The organism is Kocuria sp. CCUG 69068 (assembly GCF_020833785.1).
GTDB lineage: Bacteria > Actinomycetota > Actinomycetes > Actinomycetales > Micrococcaceae > Kocuria > Kocuria rosea.
Map to the genome: position 1 here is coordinate 23,081 of NZ_PDDL01000028.1, position 14,351 is coordinate 37,431.

Below are 14,351 nucleotides of genomic sequence, written 5' to 3' on the forward strand. Positions count from 1 at the left end.
AAGCGGAGAGTAACTCCGTTTGACAAGTGGTTGCCTCTCTCCCTGCCGGTGATCGTGGCCACGTCTCGGGTGGGGGTTGGCGACTGGGGTCTGTGGGTCAATGGCGCAGCATCGGTGGCGTTGGTGCGGGGGTCATGCCCGGAGTGCGTGCCGCAGTTCCCAGATCGAGTCCCCGGCCGTGGTGCAGTGCGGTGGCTGGGGCTGAGCTGGTTCTGCAGGTGGCCGGAGGTGTGGATCCTGCCGGGCGGAACACCGCGGGTCTTGATGTAAAAGACGCCCTCGCTTGCCCTCGACGACCATGCGGAGATAGTCTCCACTTACTCGAGGAGAGGAGCCCGACCATGACCGAGGCAGAGACCGGCACGCGCCGGCCGCGCACCGACGCACGGCGCAACCGCACACGCATCCTCGAAGTCGCCGAAGAGTTCTTCGCCGAGGCCGGCATCACCGGGTCCCTGGACGCGCTGGCCAAGCGGGCCGGCGTGGGAGCCGGAACCCTCTACCGGCACTTCCCCAACCGCGACGCCCTGCTGGCCGCCCTGCTGCAGGCCCGCAACGAGGAGCTGGAGGCCCAGCTCGAGGCCCTCAGGCAGGAGACCGACGCGGCGGTTGCTCTGGAGCACTGGCTGGACGCGCTGGGGGAGTGGGTGACCGCCTTCGACGGACTGCCCGACCCCCTGCGGGCGGCACTGTCCCAGGAGTCCTCCCCGCTGGCGATCACCTGCCAGGGCTTCATTGCGACCACCGAGGAGTTCCTCGGCGCGGCCCAGCGCGAGGGCACAGCCCGGTCGTGGGTGCGCGGGCGGGACCTGTTCCTGGCCGCCCTGGCCACGGCCTGGGTGCGCGGGGCAGCCATGGCCGACGAGGCCTCGGCCCAGGCCGTGCGCGAGATGATCCGCTCCGGCTGGGCCACACCCCGACCCGAAGACGCCCCTGCGAACTGACCAGCACGGGCAGCCACGGGACCGCCCACGCAGCCCAGCGTCGAGCGCGGTGTTCCTCGGAACGAAGCGGCAACGACCGCGGAGTCCATGGGGAGTCCCAGACATCGGCCCGCCGGCACGTCGTGAACCGCCAACGACGGGACCTGCGCCCCAGTGAACGTCACCACCCCGACCCCATTCCACCTATCCCGGAGCGAGGACTCGTCATGCCCACCCTTGGAATCATCGGCAGCGGGAACATCGGTGCGGCCATCGCCCGCCTGGCGACAGCGGCCGGCACCCCGGTCGTCGTCGCCAACTCCCGCGGTCCCGAAACCCTCATCGATCTCGTTGCCGAGCTGGGCCCGCTGGCCACCGCCGGTGCCGTCGAGCAGGCGGCTGCCGCCGGGGAGTTCGTGGTGCTGTCCGTGCCGCTGACCGCGACGACCACGATCCCGGCGGCCCTCCTGGCTGGCAGGACGGTGGTCGACACCAGCAACTACTACCCGTTCCGCGACGGGCGCATCCCCGTCCTCGACGCGGAGGAGCTCACCACCAGCGAACTCGTCCAGCGCCACTTCGCCGGAGCCCGGCTGGTCAAGGCGTTCAACAACATCCTCGCCCACCACATCCCCGCCCTGGCCCGCCCCGCCGGGGCGCCCGACCGCACCGCACTGCCCATCGCGGGCAACGACGCCGCGGCGAAGACCCAGGTGGCGGCACTGATCGATCGGTTGGGCTTCGACACCATCGACGCCGGCACCCTGGCCGAGAGCTGGCGGTTCGAGCCCGAGGCCGCCGCCTACACCCGCCTCTACCTCGCCGATCCGACCACCCCCGATGAGCACCTGCTCGAGGCCCCCGCCGGGACCGTGCCGGCCGCCCGGCTGGTCTCCGCCCTCGAGGGCGCGCAGCGGGTACGGGTGGCCGAGCGCACCTTCTGACCCGGTCCCGGCGCCGGGTCGTCGGCCGGAGGTTGGCACGGTGACCCACCGCTTTCTCCGCGACATCCGTCCTCGCGGTTGCCCAATGCTCATCCACCTTCCGGAGCAGGGTTCTCGGTCCTTTGACAATCCGGAGAATCTCTCCGTATCTTTGGGGCAAGTAAGCGGAGAGACACTCCGTTTAAGTGCCCTCTCACTGGAGACTCCTTGATGACCAGCCCGCAGATGATCCTCGGCATGCAGCTCGGCAACGGCTACGGCTCCCAGCCCGCCGCCTGGCGGGCCCCCGGGGTGGACCCGTCCAACTACACCGACTTCGACGCCCAGGTCCGCTACGCCCAGGCCGCCGAACGCGGGAAGTTCGCGTTCCTGTTCCTGCCAGACTTCCTGGCCCTGAGCGGGGACCTGGAACACGAGGCCCCCATGCTGACCCTGGAACCCATGATGACGCTGGCGGCGATCGCCCGGGGCACCGGGCGCATCGGGCTGGTGGCCACCGGGTCGACGACCTTCAACGAGCCCTACAACCTCGCCCGGCAGTTCAAGGCCTTGGACGTGATGAGCCACGGCCGGGCCGGCTGGAACGCGGTCACCACCAGCGACCCCGCCTCCGCGGCCAATTTCGGCCGCCAGATCGCCGCCCGCCCGCAGCGTTACCAGCGCGCCCACGAGATGGTACAGGTCACCCAGGCGCTGTGGGGCAGCTGGCAGCCCGAGGCCTGGCGCAAGGACACGAGCACCGGGCGGTTCGCCGACCCGGGCAAGATCCAGCCCATCAACCTGGGCGGGGAGCACGTCGCCTCCCAGGGGCCGCTGCCCATTCCGCCTTCGGAGCAGGGCCAGCCGGTGATCTTCTCCGCCGGCGGCGGGGAGTACGGGCTGGAACTGGCCGGCCGCTACGCCAGCGCAGTCATCGGCGCAACGTTCACCATCGAAGACGCCCGGGCCCAACGGGAGGCGATCCGCGAGGCGGCGGTTCGGGCCGGGCGGAACCCTGATGAGGTGAAGTTCTTCGCCGGGGTGATGCCGGCCATCGGCCCCACCAGGCGCGCCGCCCTGGACCGCCGCGTGGCCCTGGGCGAGCACATCTTCCCGGCCCGTGTCCCGTACCTGGGGTCCATGCTCGGGTTGGAGCTGGAGGCCGGTCAGCTGGGCCAGCCGCTGAGCCCCGCCCAGCTGGCCGCCGCGCGGCCCAGCCCCTTCGATCCCCGCTCCCCGCGGGCCCTGGAGGTCGCCCGCGAAGGATGGACGATCCGCGAGGTCCTCGCCCACGGGGTCATCGACTACCACCCCACCCCGGTGGGCCCTGCCTCGGTGACCGCAGACCACCTGCAGGAATGGTTCGAGGCCGGAGCGGCCGACGGCTTCTGGGTCTCCATCGACGTCTACGAGGACGGGATCGACACCTTCGTCGACGAGGTCGTCCCTGTCCTGCAGGAGCGCGGGCTCTACCACCACGACTACGAGGGCTCCACCCTGCGCGAGAACCTGGGAGCCCACGAGCAGTACGGGTTGGACCCCCGGCTCACGGACCCGGCCCGATGACCGCGGCCACGCACACAGCAGCCGACCGGCAGGACATCGACGCCCGGGCCTTCCGGGACGCCCTGGGGCACTACGCCTCCGGGATCACGATCATCACCGGCCGTGACGAGCAGGGCCCGATCGGATTCACCTGCCAGTCCTTCTACAGCGTCTCCACCTCCCCGCCGCTGATCTCCTTCAGCGTCCTGAAGACCTCCACCACCTACCCCCGGATCCGGCGGACCGGGAGGTTCGCGGTCAACGTCCTCGCGCACCACCAGCAGGGGGTCTCGAACCAGTTCGCCCGCAAGGGCACCGACAAGTGGGCGGGCATCCGCTGGCACCCGACCCGGGCGGGGAACCCTGTGCTGGAGGACACCTTGATGTGGCTCGACTGCGAGATCTGGGCCGAGCACGACGCCGGCGACCACCTCATCGTCCTGGGCCGGGTCGTCGAGATGAGCCCGGCCACCCGGCACGCACATGAACCCCTCCTGTACTACCAGGGCAGGTACCGCCGCCTGGGCCCGGACGAGACACCCTGAGGCGCATCACCGTGCACTGGGGGCGAGGGCCACACCACACCTTCAGGGTCGGCGCAGCCGCTGATTGACACGTGGACATTGGAGCCAAGAGCGGCTCCTTCCCCACCGGTTTGCATATGGCCGGCTACCGGCCTACGAGACAACCGTTGCCGTAGGGATCGTCTGCCGGGTGCCGTTGACCCGTCACGAGTTGGGCCACCACCTACGCGGCCCCTTCATAGAGATTCGCCCGTACGTTCCCGGAGCCTGCCCAGCCCGGCGTGGATCAAGCTGCCCTCCAGACAGCCGACCAACTCGCCTGCTCAGCTCAGCAACTGGCCCCACGACGTGGACAGGACCCTGCCCGGCGCTGGTGTGGCGCCGGGCCGGGACACTCAGCCGAAGATCCGCTCGAGCACGTTGTGGGCGCGGTCGCTGCCCTTCTCCCAGGCACTTGGGCCGGGCTCGCCCCGGCCGGGGTGCTCGCCGAAGTTGCCCTTGCCCGGTTTCTGCGGGCCGGCGGGCTCGGCGCCGGCGGGGGCCAGGCCGACGATCTCCGGGTTGTGGTCGGAGGCCCGGTACGGGTCGGCCGCGTAGAGGTCGACCACGTTGTGGTTGTGCCGGCTGTACTCCAGGCCCACGGACTCGCCCACGGTCCCGAGCGCGGCCGGCTGGTAGATGAACGCGGTGCGGATGACGTCCTCGTCCCCGACGGCGGGCCGCTGGGCCGGTGACGGCACGTACGCCCAGAGGTCGGTACCGGCGGCGGCGTTGAGGGCTGGGATGTCGTGGCACAGTGCTGCGGTCTACCGCACCTGGTGCCGGGTCATCGGTGTACTGCGATGGCGATGTCGATGTAGACGGGGCGGTGGTCGGAGGTGGGGAAGGGGTACTCCCCGGTCAGCTCGGCGCCGGGCTCCCCGGGTGCCGGCCACCAGACACCGGCGTCGAGGACCCGCAGGTTCTTCGAGGGAAGCACGTAGTCGGCCCGAAGATTGCCCGGGGCCGGGTCGTCGTTGAAGTCAGCGGTGTCGTAAGCGGGATCCGAAAGGTGCCTCAGGTTGGCTCCGCCCTGCCGGGCAGCCGCCTCAAGCCCACCCGCCGAGGCTGGCTGCGGGTCCTGCACTTGGGGGTGTTCCAGCAGTTGCTGGATGGCTCCGGGCCAGGAGTCGCCGTCGTGCGGGTCGGAGTTCTGATCTCCCATGACCACGAAGCGGGAACCGGGCTTCAACCCACCACGTCCGCCCTCGTCGTCGTAGATGTACGACGACGCGGCCCGGCCGGACACGTAGTCGGCCCAGAACCGGATCTCGTCGTGGTTGCGCTGCCCGTTGCGGTCCTCGTCGCCGTCGAAGGTGGGTGGGGTGGGGTGGGAGGCGAGCACGTGCACGGTCTTCTTACCGATCCGTACCGGCACGTCCCAGTGCGATTTGCTGGACAGCCGCAGCCGCTCGGCCTGCTCGTCGGTGTAGTAGCCGGTGGGGAGGAGGTTGTCGGGCATGTCCGCCCACCGGAAGCCCTGGAACGTGCGGATGTTCTGGGTGTCGATGGGGTGCTTGGAGTAGACGACCATCCCGTACTGGCCCGGGAAGGCCCCGAATCCCCAGGCGTCGTCGGGCCCGCCCACGGTCCCGTCCTGGTTCAGGTCCAGCCCCGAGGGCACGCCGGTGTTCACCGGGGCGGTGTAGACGTAGGGGTAGTCCACCGGGTTCTGCCCGTTCTGCGGGACCGCGAGGTAGTTGTCGTGGAACAGCTCGGCGGAACGGCCCTCAGGGTCGTGGTCGAACTCGTTGAGCAACAAGACATCGGGGGCCGTCCGTTGGATCACCTCGGCCACGGCCTGGGCCTGGGCATTGTCCCGGGTGGCCAGATCGGCCCGCATCTGCCCGTCGGTCTCACGGTTCAGTGAGGCGTTGTAGGTCATGAACCGCACCGGTTCTCGGGTGCCCTGGCCCCGGTCGTCCCCGTGCCCGTGGGCACGGTCGGGCCCCGCCACGGCCGGGGCACCGGCGCCCATCAGCAGCACTGCTGCCAGAGCCGCCGCCGTCAGCGGCTGGTGCACGTGCATCATGTCTTCCTCCTCGATCCGTCCGTCTGGACCGACCGTAGGCCCACCGAGGGCGGGCTCAGCGGTGCGGGACGAGTTCCTTGCAGAAGACCGTGCCGCCGTGGCCGTCGCGCAGGCTCACGGTCAACACGTCGTCCTCATCCAGTTGCACGTGGCCGAAGAACTGGAAGCGGCCGTCGCGCGGGGAACCGGCGGTGGGGCCGGCCTTGGCGAAGACCTGCTCCGGGCCGAAGGTGCCGTCCAGCTCGTTCGGGCCGAAGGTGCCGGCGTTGATCGGGCCGGCGACGAACTCCCAGAACTCGTCGAAGTCGGTGAACACCGCCCGTTCGGGCGAGTAGTGGTGCGCCGCGCAGTAGTGGACGTCGGCGGTCACCCACACGACGTTGCGCACCCCGGCGTCCTTGAAGGCCTTGAGCACCCGGGCCAGCTCGAGCTCTCGGCCCAGCGGGGCCCCGTCGTCGGCGTTGCTGATCGACTCCTGGGCCTTCCCGTCCGGGACGATCACCCCCAGGGGGAGGTCCGCAGCGATCACTTTCCAGGTGGCCCGCGAGGAGCTCACGCCGTCGATGAGCCATTGCACCTGCTCCTCGCCGAGCAGGGGCGTGGCGTGGGACTCCAGACCGTCCGTGTTCTTGCCCTTGAACGTGCGCATGTCGAGGCAGAAGACGTCCAGCTGCGGGCCCCGCTGGATCCGGCGGTAGATCCGCTGGTCCTCGAAGCCCGTGGTGCCCGGGCGCAGGGCACGCGCCTCGCCGATGGGCTGGTACTCCTGCCAGGCTCGCCGCCCGCGGGCGGCCAGGGTGCTGACGTCGCGCACGGTGTAGCGCTCATCCTCGAGGACCTCCCCGGCCCACCAGTTGTTGGTGGTCTCGTGGTCGTCCCACTGGGCCACCACGGGCACGTCGGCGTACATCGCCCGCACGTTGTTGTCCATGAGGTTGTACCGGTGGCGGGCCCGGTACTCCTCCTGGGTTTCGGCGACCTTGGTGACGCCTTCGGTGACCAGGTTGCGCCAGATGCGGCCGTCGGGTTCGACGACCTCCGCCTGGATCGGGCCGTCGGCGTAGATCGTGTCCCCGGAGTGGATGAAGAAGTCCGGGTCCGTCTCGTGCATCGCCCGGTAGGTGTACATCCCGCCCAGATCCGGGTTGATGCCCCAGCCCTGCCCGGCCGTGTCGCCCGTCCACACGAAGGACTGACCACGGCGGCCGGCGCCGCCGTGCCCGTGTCCGCCGGAACGACCCTTTCCGCGGCCGCCCGGTGCGGTGCGGAAGGTGCCGTGGTGGACGTCGGAGAGCACGCCCTCCTCGTCCTCGAAGCGCACCTCCAGGGCGAAGCGCGTGCCCGCAGGCAGGTCCGTGGCACCGATCTTGACGGTGTGGTCGGTCGCCTCGCTCACCCACCCGGAGGTCAGGGTCCGGTCGAAGCCGCTGCGGCCGCGGACGATCGCGCCGTCCGCGTCCACGGCCCGCAGGCGCGCCACCATGCGGCCGGTGCCGTCTGTGCGCGACCACAGGATCGCCGAGGAGGACGTCACATCGCCGGTGGCGATGCCGCTGGGCAGGTGCAGGCGCCGGCGCGCCAGGACCGGGGACGACGGGCCGGCCGGGAGCACGGGGCCGGCGGCGGAGACCGCGGTCGTGCCGGCGAGAGTCAGAGCGGAGGCCGCGAGGGAGCCCTGGAGCAGGCCGCGGCGGGAGAAGGTAGCCATGGGTCGATCTTCCGCCCCGTGGTTGACCTAAGGTTGAACGGTCGGCGACGTCCCGTCGACCGGCCGGTGAGCGCCCTACTGCCGGAGACCGGTCACCGGATCGGCCGTGTGTCCACCATGCAGGACGCCACCGTTCCTGGCATCGACCGCACCTCCCGTCCGCCCGGCGTGGCGCGACCACCGCGGGCGCACCAGAAGCTCGATGCCCTCCGGTTTCCGCAGGGCCGGCTACCGGTTCATGGGAGGTGTTCGGCAAGGGACACCGCGACCATGGTGGCGCCAGGGCCGAAGCAGCTCACGCATTGGCTGTTAATGACAGCCCGGTCGGATCCGGGCGTCCTTCCCCCTGGGAGCCGAACCCCAGGAGGAAGGACGACGCTGACGGGTGACGTTCTACCGTCCGCAGCTCGGGATCAGGCCCGGCGCTGGAGACCCCGCACTCCGTCCTCGATCATGAAGGAGGCCTTCGTGTAGACGGGGGCGCCGGGGGTGGTGACCTGGTCCAGGACCCGGAAGTCCGCGGTCATGGCGTCCTTCGTGATGGTGGTGCGCACATAGCCGCGCTGGTTGTTGAAGAACTTCAGGTGCGGGTTCCAGGCCATGATCGGGTCGTGGGTGGAGCCGTTGCCGTTGCCGGTGGAGGTGATGGAGCTGCAGACCAGCTCGGAGCCGACCACCGGGGCATCGGGGTCCTGGAAGTCGGTCTTGACGTCGGAGGCCCAGTGCCGGTGCACGTCACCGGTGAGCACCACCGGGTTGCGGACTCCGGCGTCGACCCAGCCCTGGGTGATCCGTCGGCGCGAGGCGGCGTAGCCGTCCCAGCCGTCCATCGAGACGTCGTCCACTTCGGGGGCCTGTTCGCGGTCCCGCTCGGAGAAGAAGACCTGTTGCCCCAGGACGTCCCACCGGGCGGTGGAGGAGCGGAAGCCGTTGAGCAGCCACCTCTCCTGGGCGGGTCCGGTGATGGTGCGGGACTCGTCCCAGCGGGCCTCGACGTTCTCATCCCAACCGTCACCGGCCAGTTGGTCGTCACGGTACTGGCGGGTGTCCATCATGTGGAAGTTGGCCAGTTGCCCCCACTGGATGCGTCGGTAGATCTGCATGTCGTTGCCCTGCGGAACGGAAGGCTTGCGCAGCGGCATGTTCTCCCAGTACGCCTGGAAGGCCGCGACCCGGCGGGCCCGGAAGCGTTCGGTGGTGTCGTTGCCCTGGGCCGGATCCCGGTTCTCCGGGATCTCGTCGGCCCAGTTGTTGTCCACCTCGTGATCGTCCCAGACGACCAGCCACGGGGCGACGGCGTGGGCGGCCTGCAGGTCCTGATCGGCCTTGTACTGGGCGTGCCGCTGACGGTAGCCGGCCAGGTCGACGGTCTCGGGTCCGTGGTGATCGCGGACGTTGCCGTCCCCGGAGACGTAGACGTTCTTCTTGTACTCGTACTGGTAGTCGCCCAGATGCAGCACGAGGTCCGGCTGGTCCTCGGCCAGGCGGCGGTAGGCGGTGAAGAAGCCGTGCTCGTACTGGGAGCAGCTGGCGAAGGCCATGGCCAGCGCCGCCGGGGTCTCGCCCCAGGCTGGGGTGGTCAGCGCCCGGCCGATCGGGGAGATGTGCATGCCGGTGCGGAAGCGGTACCAGTACTCGCGGCCGGGCTTGAGCCCGTGCAGCTCGACGTGCACGGAGTGGGCGGATTCGAGCCTGGCGTGCTCCACCCCCCGCTTGATCACCTTGCGCATGGCCTCGTCCTCGGCGACCTCCCAGGAGACCTGCACCGGGCGGTTGGGCATGCCGCCGAGGCCGTCGGCGGCCAGCGGGTCCAGTGCCAGACGGGTCCAGAGCACGAAGCCGTCAGGCCACGGGTCGCCCGAAGCGACTCCGAGAGTGAACGGGTCGCCCGTCAGGGCGTTGCCGCGGGCCTTGTCGGGGGCAGCGGCGGATATGCCAGGGACGGCGATCAGGCCGGCCCCCAGACCGGCGGCGATGAGGGTTCTGCGCGAAGTGTCCATGGCGCCGAGGTTAGGAAAGGCGTCTGAACCGGCCCGTGCCACACGGTGAAAGATGCATGAATCTCCGTCTACTTATGGGCGTTCTCGCGCGGGCTGCGTGCAGCGCCGGGCGCATCCGCCACTTCACCGTCCTCTTGCACCGGATCGGCGCCGTTGTCACCGCGGGCCTGCGCGGACCCGACATGACCTGACATGAGGGACTGGAGCCGCCTGGGAGTGCCGGTGCTGGTCGACCATGGTTGTTGTGCTGCTCATCCTGCGGTGGAGTGCTGGACACCTCCTGCGTCTACCGTCCGGTTCATGCGCACCCCACGAATTTCCTCCTTGCTGTCCGCCGCGGCTCTTGCTGTGCTGGCCACGGCGGCGACGCCGGCCGTGGCCGCCCCGCCCGCATCTGCCCCGGGCAACGCCCCGCAGGACTACTCTCTGCTCCAACTGAACCTGTGCCTGTCCGGGTTGGCCGGGTGCTACCCGGAGGCCGAGTACCCGTCCGTGGTGGAGGAGGCAATCACCACGATCCAGGAGCAGTCCCCGGACGCGGTGACGGTCAACGAAGCGTGCAGCGGTGACATCGCCCGCATCGCCGAGGAAACCGGCTACGACTACCGGTTCGCCACGGTCAACTACCGCGGGGCGCCCTTGCCGTGCGCTGCTCCCGAGGGGCGCGGGGTCTTCGGCAACGCGGTGCTGACCGAAGCAGAGATCACCTCCAGTGAAGAGGCTGCCTTCCACACGCAGTTGGGCAGCGAGGAGCGCCGCTGGTTGTGCGTGGATACCGACGACGGGGTGCGCGCGTGCACCGCTCACCTGAGCGTGGCCGGTTCCGACGCGCAGGCGGCGACCAATGACGCCCAGTGCGCCGAGCTGACGGCGGTCCTCGGCCGCGGCGGCCAGGAGCAGGCCACGGCTTTCGGCGGTGACGTCAACCGTCAGACGTCCTGCGCCCCAGCCGGGGCATGGACGGCCACCGACGCGGCCGCCGCCCAGGCTCCGGGCATTCAGCATGCCTACGGGTCCCGTGGCTGGCTCCTGGCCCCGGAAACCGAGATCGTGCCGATGACGTACACCGACCACGACGGGCTGCTCGTCGAGGCGCGCCTGCGCACTGCCGGAGCCTGATCCGCTGACCCCGAGCCCGGAAAGTCCGTGGCGAGGCCCCCGGTCAAGCGGTGCCGGGGACTTCTTCCGTACCATTCACCGGCAGCGCCCCTGCCCACCCGCGCACTGGAGTGAGCTCACGGGCCCACGGCCACAGGTCTGGTGATGATCACGGCGGGGGCCGAACACCTGTCACCGCGCGAGCTCCACAACTACCCGTGCTGGCTGCCGGGAATCGGTTGACTCCAACGACCGGTCTGAGGTCGCCGCCGCTGAAAGGAACGTCTTTGTCTGCCTGGATACTTCGCCACGGGATCAGGGCTGCGCGCCACGGCTCAGAGGTGTCGGGATCCCTCCGGCCGTGGCGGTACCGGATGAACTTGCCGATTGAGCGGGCCTGATTCCGTGTTCGGGATCAACGGTGTCGAAGCGATCGTGCTGGTGCTCGTGGTCTTGTTCCTGGTCGGACCGGAGCGGCTGCCGGAGTACGCGCAGAAGCTCAAGGACCTCGTCAAGGCAGCCAAGCGCTACGCCACCGGCGCCACGGAGGACTTCAAGGAGACCCTGGGCCCCGAGATCGCCGAGGTTGATTGGCGCAAGTTCGACCCCCGTCAGTACGACCCGCGCACCATTGTGCGCCAGGCGTTGCTCGAGGACGACGACGCGCCGGCAGCGTCTTCTGCCTCGATCCCTGACCGTCGTGACGAACTCGTGAGCGCCCGCCTGGCCCCGGGCCAAAGGGCGCCCTTCGACGGCGAATCCACCTAGCAGCTGCTGCGATGCTTCGCGGTCGGGTACGCGCCTGCCCGCACCACGAGCAGCAGGACAGCCATGCGGCTTCGACCCCTTCGGGACGAGTGATAAGCCCAGGGTTGCGTCAGGATCCCCTGGGACTTGATCGCGTCCACCCTCGACGGGAATCCCAGCATCGTAGGGTTCCGCTGCGATCGCTCCCGGGCCGCGCGATGGTGGGCTCCCTCCTCTTCCCTGGTGACCGCTCGGCAGTGTGGTCACAGGCCTCCGGGTGGACGGGTCGGCCACGCTGGACGACAGCGGCTGGGGGTGCCGCGGGCCCTCAGCCTCGGGGGCGGTCAGGCAGACGCGGAGTGGGAAACACCGGAGCTATCGTGCGCGGGACGGTCGTGACCGTCGGGGTGGGAGCCTGTGATCTGGTGCTCCCCCTTGGCCTCCTCCTTGTGGCCGTGCTGGCCGTCCTTCTTCATTTCCTTGACCTCTGATTTGAAGATGCGCATCGACTGGCCGAGGCTGCGAGCCATCCCCGGCAGTCTCGGCGCGCCGAACAGCAGCACGATCACCAGCAGCACGATCAGCAGCATCATGGGGTTGTCGAACAGTCGGGCCATGGGGGAGTTCCTTTCGTTCAGCCAGTGCGGCTCGGCGCACCGTAGTGGGAGGACATCACCGCTGGCAGGTCGTGGGCGCGGAAGCCTCGGATCATCGAGGTGGTGAAGTCGTGCCACCCCAGGGCAGGGCCTGACCGGGCCGTTGCCAGGAGTGCGCGGGGCCTTCCGCCGCGGTCCCCACCCACCGAGGTGGGCAGAGACCGCGGTCGGTCTCAACTTCGGTTACTGGGCCGCCGTGGTGGAGGCGTTGGAGGGGCGGGTCCAGGGGCCGGTGATGGCCAGGGTGAAGCCGGGGGACTGGATGTTGGCGAACAGCCACTTCCCGTCTTTGGAGAAGGCCGGGCCGCAGAATTCGGAGTTGTTGTACTCGTTGCGCGCCAGCGGGTAGGACTTGCCCTGATCGGTCACACCCACCAGGTGGGAGACCCCGGAGCCGTCCTCGGCCAGGATGAGCCCGCCCTGGGGGGCCACGGTGATGTTGTCGGGGCCGTCGAAGTGCCCCTCCTGGGCTGGGTCGGGATTGACTCCGAAGATGGTGCTCAGCGTGATGGTCTCCGTGGCGGGGTCGTAGAGCCAGACCTGGCCGTCGTGCTCGCGGACAGACCCGTCGGAGGTGCGGGCGAAGCTGGAGACGAACCAGGCCCCGCCGTCGGCCCACCACTGGCCCTCGAGCTTGCGGGCCCGGGTGATCTCATCGTCCGTGAACTGCTTGCGCACCGAGGTGGTGCGCGCGTCGCGGTCGGCGACGTCGACCCACTGGACCTTGTAGCGGGTGCCCACCCGGGTGGCCTCGGAGAGGTCGCGGATGTGGGTGTTGCCCTGGAAGCACTTCATGGCCTGCAGCCGCCCGGCGGTGTCCCCGCCGGGGGCCTGGGCGAGGGTGCGCAGGGCGTCCGTACCGGGGACGAAACCAGCCGGCGGCGTCCACCGCAGATAGAGGCCGTTGGGGTTGCCCGCGTCCTCGGTGAGGTAGATCTGGGTGGTGTCCGGGTCGATGGCCACGGCCTCGTGGGAGTAGCGTCCCAGGAACTTCAGCGGGACGGCGGACTTGCCGAGGTTGGCCTCACGGCTGGTGGGGTCGACCTCGAAGACGTAGCCGTGATCCTTGGTGTTGGTGCCTGTGCCGGCGCGGGCCTCGGTCTCCTCACACGTCAGCCAGGTGCCCCAGGGAGAGATCCCGCCGGCGCAGTTGTTGTTGGTGCCGGCCACTGAGGTGTACTGGCTGATCCGGTTGCCCTCAGCGTCCACCACGATCGTGGAGGTCCCGCCGATCGCTCCGGGGTCGTAGGTGAGGCCCTCCACGACCGGCACCGGGTGGGGCTCCTTGCCGCTGTTCTCGTGGTTGCAGATCAGCACGGACCCGCCATCGGGAGCCTCGAAAACACCCATACCATCAGGGTCGGAGGGATGGGTGCCCTCGGCCGTGGGCGTCTGCCCGGAACGGGCCAACAGCTTGTAGGAAAAGCCTTCGGGCAGGGCAAGGATGCCCTTGGGGTCGGACACCAGGGTGCCGTAGCCCACGGCGTTGCGGGTGGCGGCGTTGGCCGGGCGGGCGAAGGGGGCGAGACTGCCGGCGCCGGCGAAGGCGAAGCCCAGGGCGGCAGCACCGGCACCGGCGCCCAGGAAACCGCGGCGGGAAACAGGAGTGGACATGGAGGTGCACCTCAGAAATCAGTGGATCGTCGGGGGACACCCCTACCGTCCGCCGGGCGGGTGAACAAAAACTAACGACAGGTCAACACGGAACTAATGGCACCGACCCGAACAACCGGCCGGGACGGGTATAGAACCGCACGGCACTCAGGAGCATTGCAGCCGAGAGAGCGTCCCTGGAGGCTTTGTTGAGTATTCGGCGCGTGGTCACGTATTCGCGGGGCGCCGGTTACCGGGAACCAGCACGGTGGGGCGGACTGCTCCCTGCGACGAAAGATCACACCCCCATGACGACGATTGCCCACACCCTGGCCACCGGCACCACGGTCCTCACCCTGCTGGCGGCCCCGCAGGCGGCCACCGCCGCTCCCGCTGCCGAGATGGTGGAGCTGGGTGCCCCGTTGGCCCAGGCGCAGGGACTATCGCAGTAACGGTGTAAGAGGCCCAATCACCCCGTTCGGGGTTGGAGGGTCGACATGAGCGAGAACATCGAGACACTGGTGGACGTGAGCCCACCGACACCCGGTGACGAGCCGGAAGAG

Annotated in this window: 13 protein-coding genes; 7 read left to right on the plus strand and 6 right to left on the minus strand. The window is 69.6% G+C overall.

The window, feature by feature from the left end:
- Nucleotides 1-341 precede the first annotated feature (341 nt).
- From CRM73_RS07790 to CRM73_RS07805, 4 genes are all read left to right on the plus strand, one after another.
- On the plus strand, nt 342-944 hold the full coding sequence (locus CRM73_RS07790; protein ID WP_109269316.1) for a TetR/AcrR family transcriptional regulator: 603 nt from the start codon (nt 342-344) through the stop codon (nt 942-944).
- A gap of 206 nt (nt 945-1,150) precedes the next feature.
- On the plus strand, nt 1,151-1,867 hold the full coding sequence (locus CRM73_RS07795) for an NAD(P)-binding domain-containing protein (protein WP_229587297.1): 717 nt from the start codon (nt 1,151-1,153) through the stop codon (nt 1,865-1,867).
- Between the two features lie 210 nt (nt 1,868-2,077).
- On the plus strand, nt 2,078-3,412 hold the full coding sequence (locus CRM73_RS07800) for an NtaA/DmoA family FMN-dependent monooxygenase (protein ID WP_229587298.1): 1,335 nt from the start codon (nt 2,078-2,080) through the stop codon (nt 3,410-3,412).
- On the plus strand, nt 3,409-3,936 hold the full coding sequence (locus tag CRM73_RS07805; protein WP_229587299.1) for a flavin reductase family protein: 528 nt from the start codon (nt 3,409-3,411) through the stop codon (nt 3,934-3,936). The genes CRM73_RS07800 and CRM73_RS07805 overlap by 4 nt, the downstream gene beginning before the upstream one ends.
- Nucleotides 3,937-4,310: 374 nt before the next feature.
- On the opposite strand, the gene CRM73_RS07810 is transcribed toward CRM73_RS07805, so the two are convergent.
- From CRM73_RS07810 to CRM73_RS07825, 4 genes are all read right to left on the minus strand, one after another.
- Complete coding sequence (locus CRM73_RS07810; protein WP_370658530.1) at nt 4,311-4,655, minus strand: hypothetical protein; 345 nt, start codon at nt 4,653-4,655, stop codon at nt 4,311-4,313.
- An 86-nt stretch (nt 4,656-4,741) separates the two neighbouring features.
- On the minus strand, nt 4,742-5,986 hold the full coding sequence (locus CRM73_RS07815) for an endonuclease/exonuclease/phosphatase family protein (RefSeq protein ID WP_229587300.1): 1,245 nt from the start codon (nt 5,984-5,986) through the stop codon (nt 4,742-4,744).
- A 55-nt stretch (nt 5,987-6,041) separates the two neighbouring features.
- Nucleotides 6,042-7,694 (minus strand): alkaline phosphatase, encoded by a 1,653-nt coding sequence (locus CRM73_RS07820; protein WP_095651797.1) that lies wholly within the window; start codon nt 7,692-7,694, stop codon nt 6,042-6,044.
- A gap of 413 nt (nt 7,695-8,107) precedes the next feature.
- Nucleotides 8,108-9,694, minus strand: a complete 1,587-nt coding sequence (locus CRM73_RS07825) for an alkaline phosphatase (RefSeq protein ID WP_095651798.1) — start codon at nt 9,692-9,694, stop codon at nt 8,108-8,110.
- A gap of 300 nt (nt 9,695-9,994) precedes the next feature.
- Here CRM73_RS07825 and CRM73_RS07830 point away from each other — a divergent pair, with 300 nt between their 5' ends.
- Together CRM73_RS07830 and CRM73_RS07835 are read left to right on the plus strand one after the other, a co-directional pair.
- Nucleotides 9,995-10,813 carry a hypothetical protein gene (locus tag CRM73_RS07830; protein ID WP_229587301.1) on the plus strand — a complete coding sequence of 273 codons (819 nt, stop codon included), beginning with the start codon at nt 9,995-9,997 and terminating at the stop codon, nt 10,811-10,813.
- A gap of 384 nt (nt 10,814-11,197) precedes the next feature.
- A complete protein-coding gene (locus CRM73_RS07835; protein WP_229587306.1) occupies nt 11,198-11,560 on the plus strand; it encodes a Sec-independent protein translocase TatB in 363 nt (120 codons plus the stop codon).
- Nucleotides 11,561-11,883: 323 nt separating this feature from the next.
- On the opposite strand, the gene tatA is transcribed toward CRM73_RS07835, so the two are convergent.
- Nucleotides 11,884-12,156, minus strand: coding sequence for a Sec-independent protein translocase subunit TatA (tatA, locus tag CRM73_RS07840; RefSeq protein ID WP_229587302.1), 273 nt, complete (start codon nt 12,154-12,156; stop codon nt 11,884-11,886).
- A 222-nt stretch (nt 12,157-12,378) separates the two neighbouring features.
- Nucleotides 12,379-13,809 carry an alkaline phosphatase PhoX gene (locus CRM73_RS07845; RefSeq protein ID WP_229587303.1) on the minus strand — a complete coding sequence of 477 codons (1,431 nt, stop codon included), beginning with the start codon at nt 13,807-13,809 and terminating at the stop codon, nt 12,379-12,381.
- 287 nt (nt 13,810-14,096) lie between these two features.
- On the opposite strand from CRM73_RS07845, the gene CRM73_RS07850 reads away from it, so the two are divergent.
- The gene (locus tag CRM73_RS07850; protein ID WP_229587305.1) at nt 14,097-14,240 is read left to right on the plus strand and encodes a hypothetical protein; all 144 of its coding nucleotides are present in this window, start codon (nt 14,097-14,099) and stop codon (nt 14,238-14,240) included.
- Nucleotides 14,241-14,351: the final 111 nt, after the last annotated feature.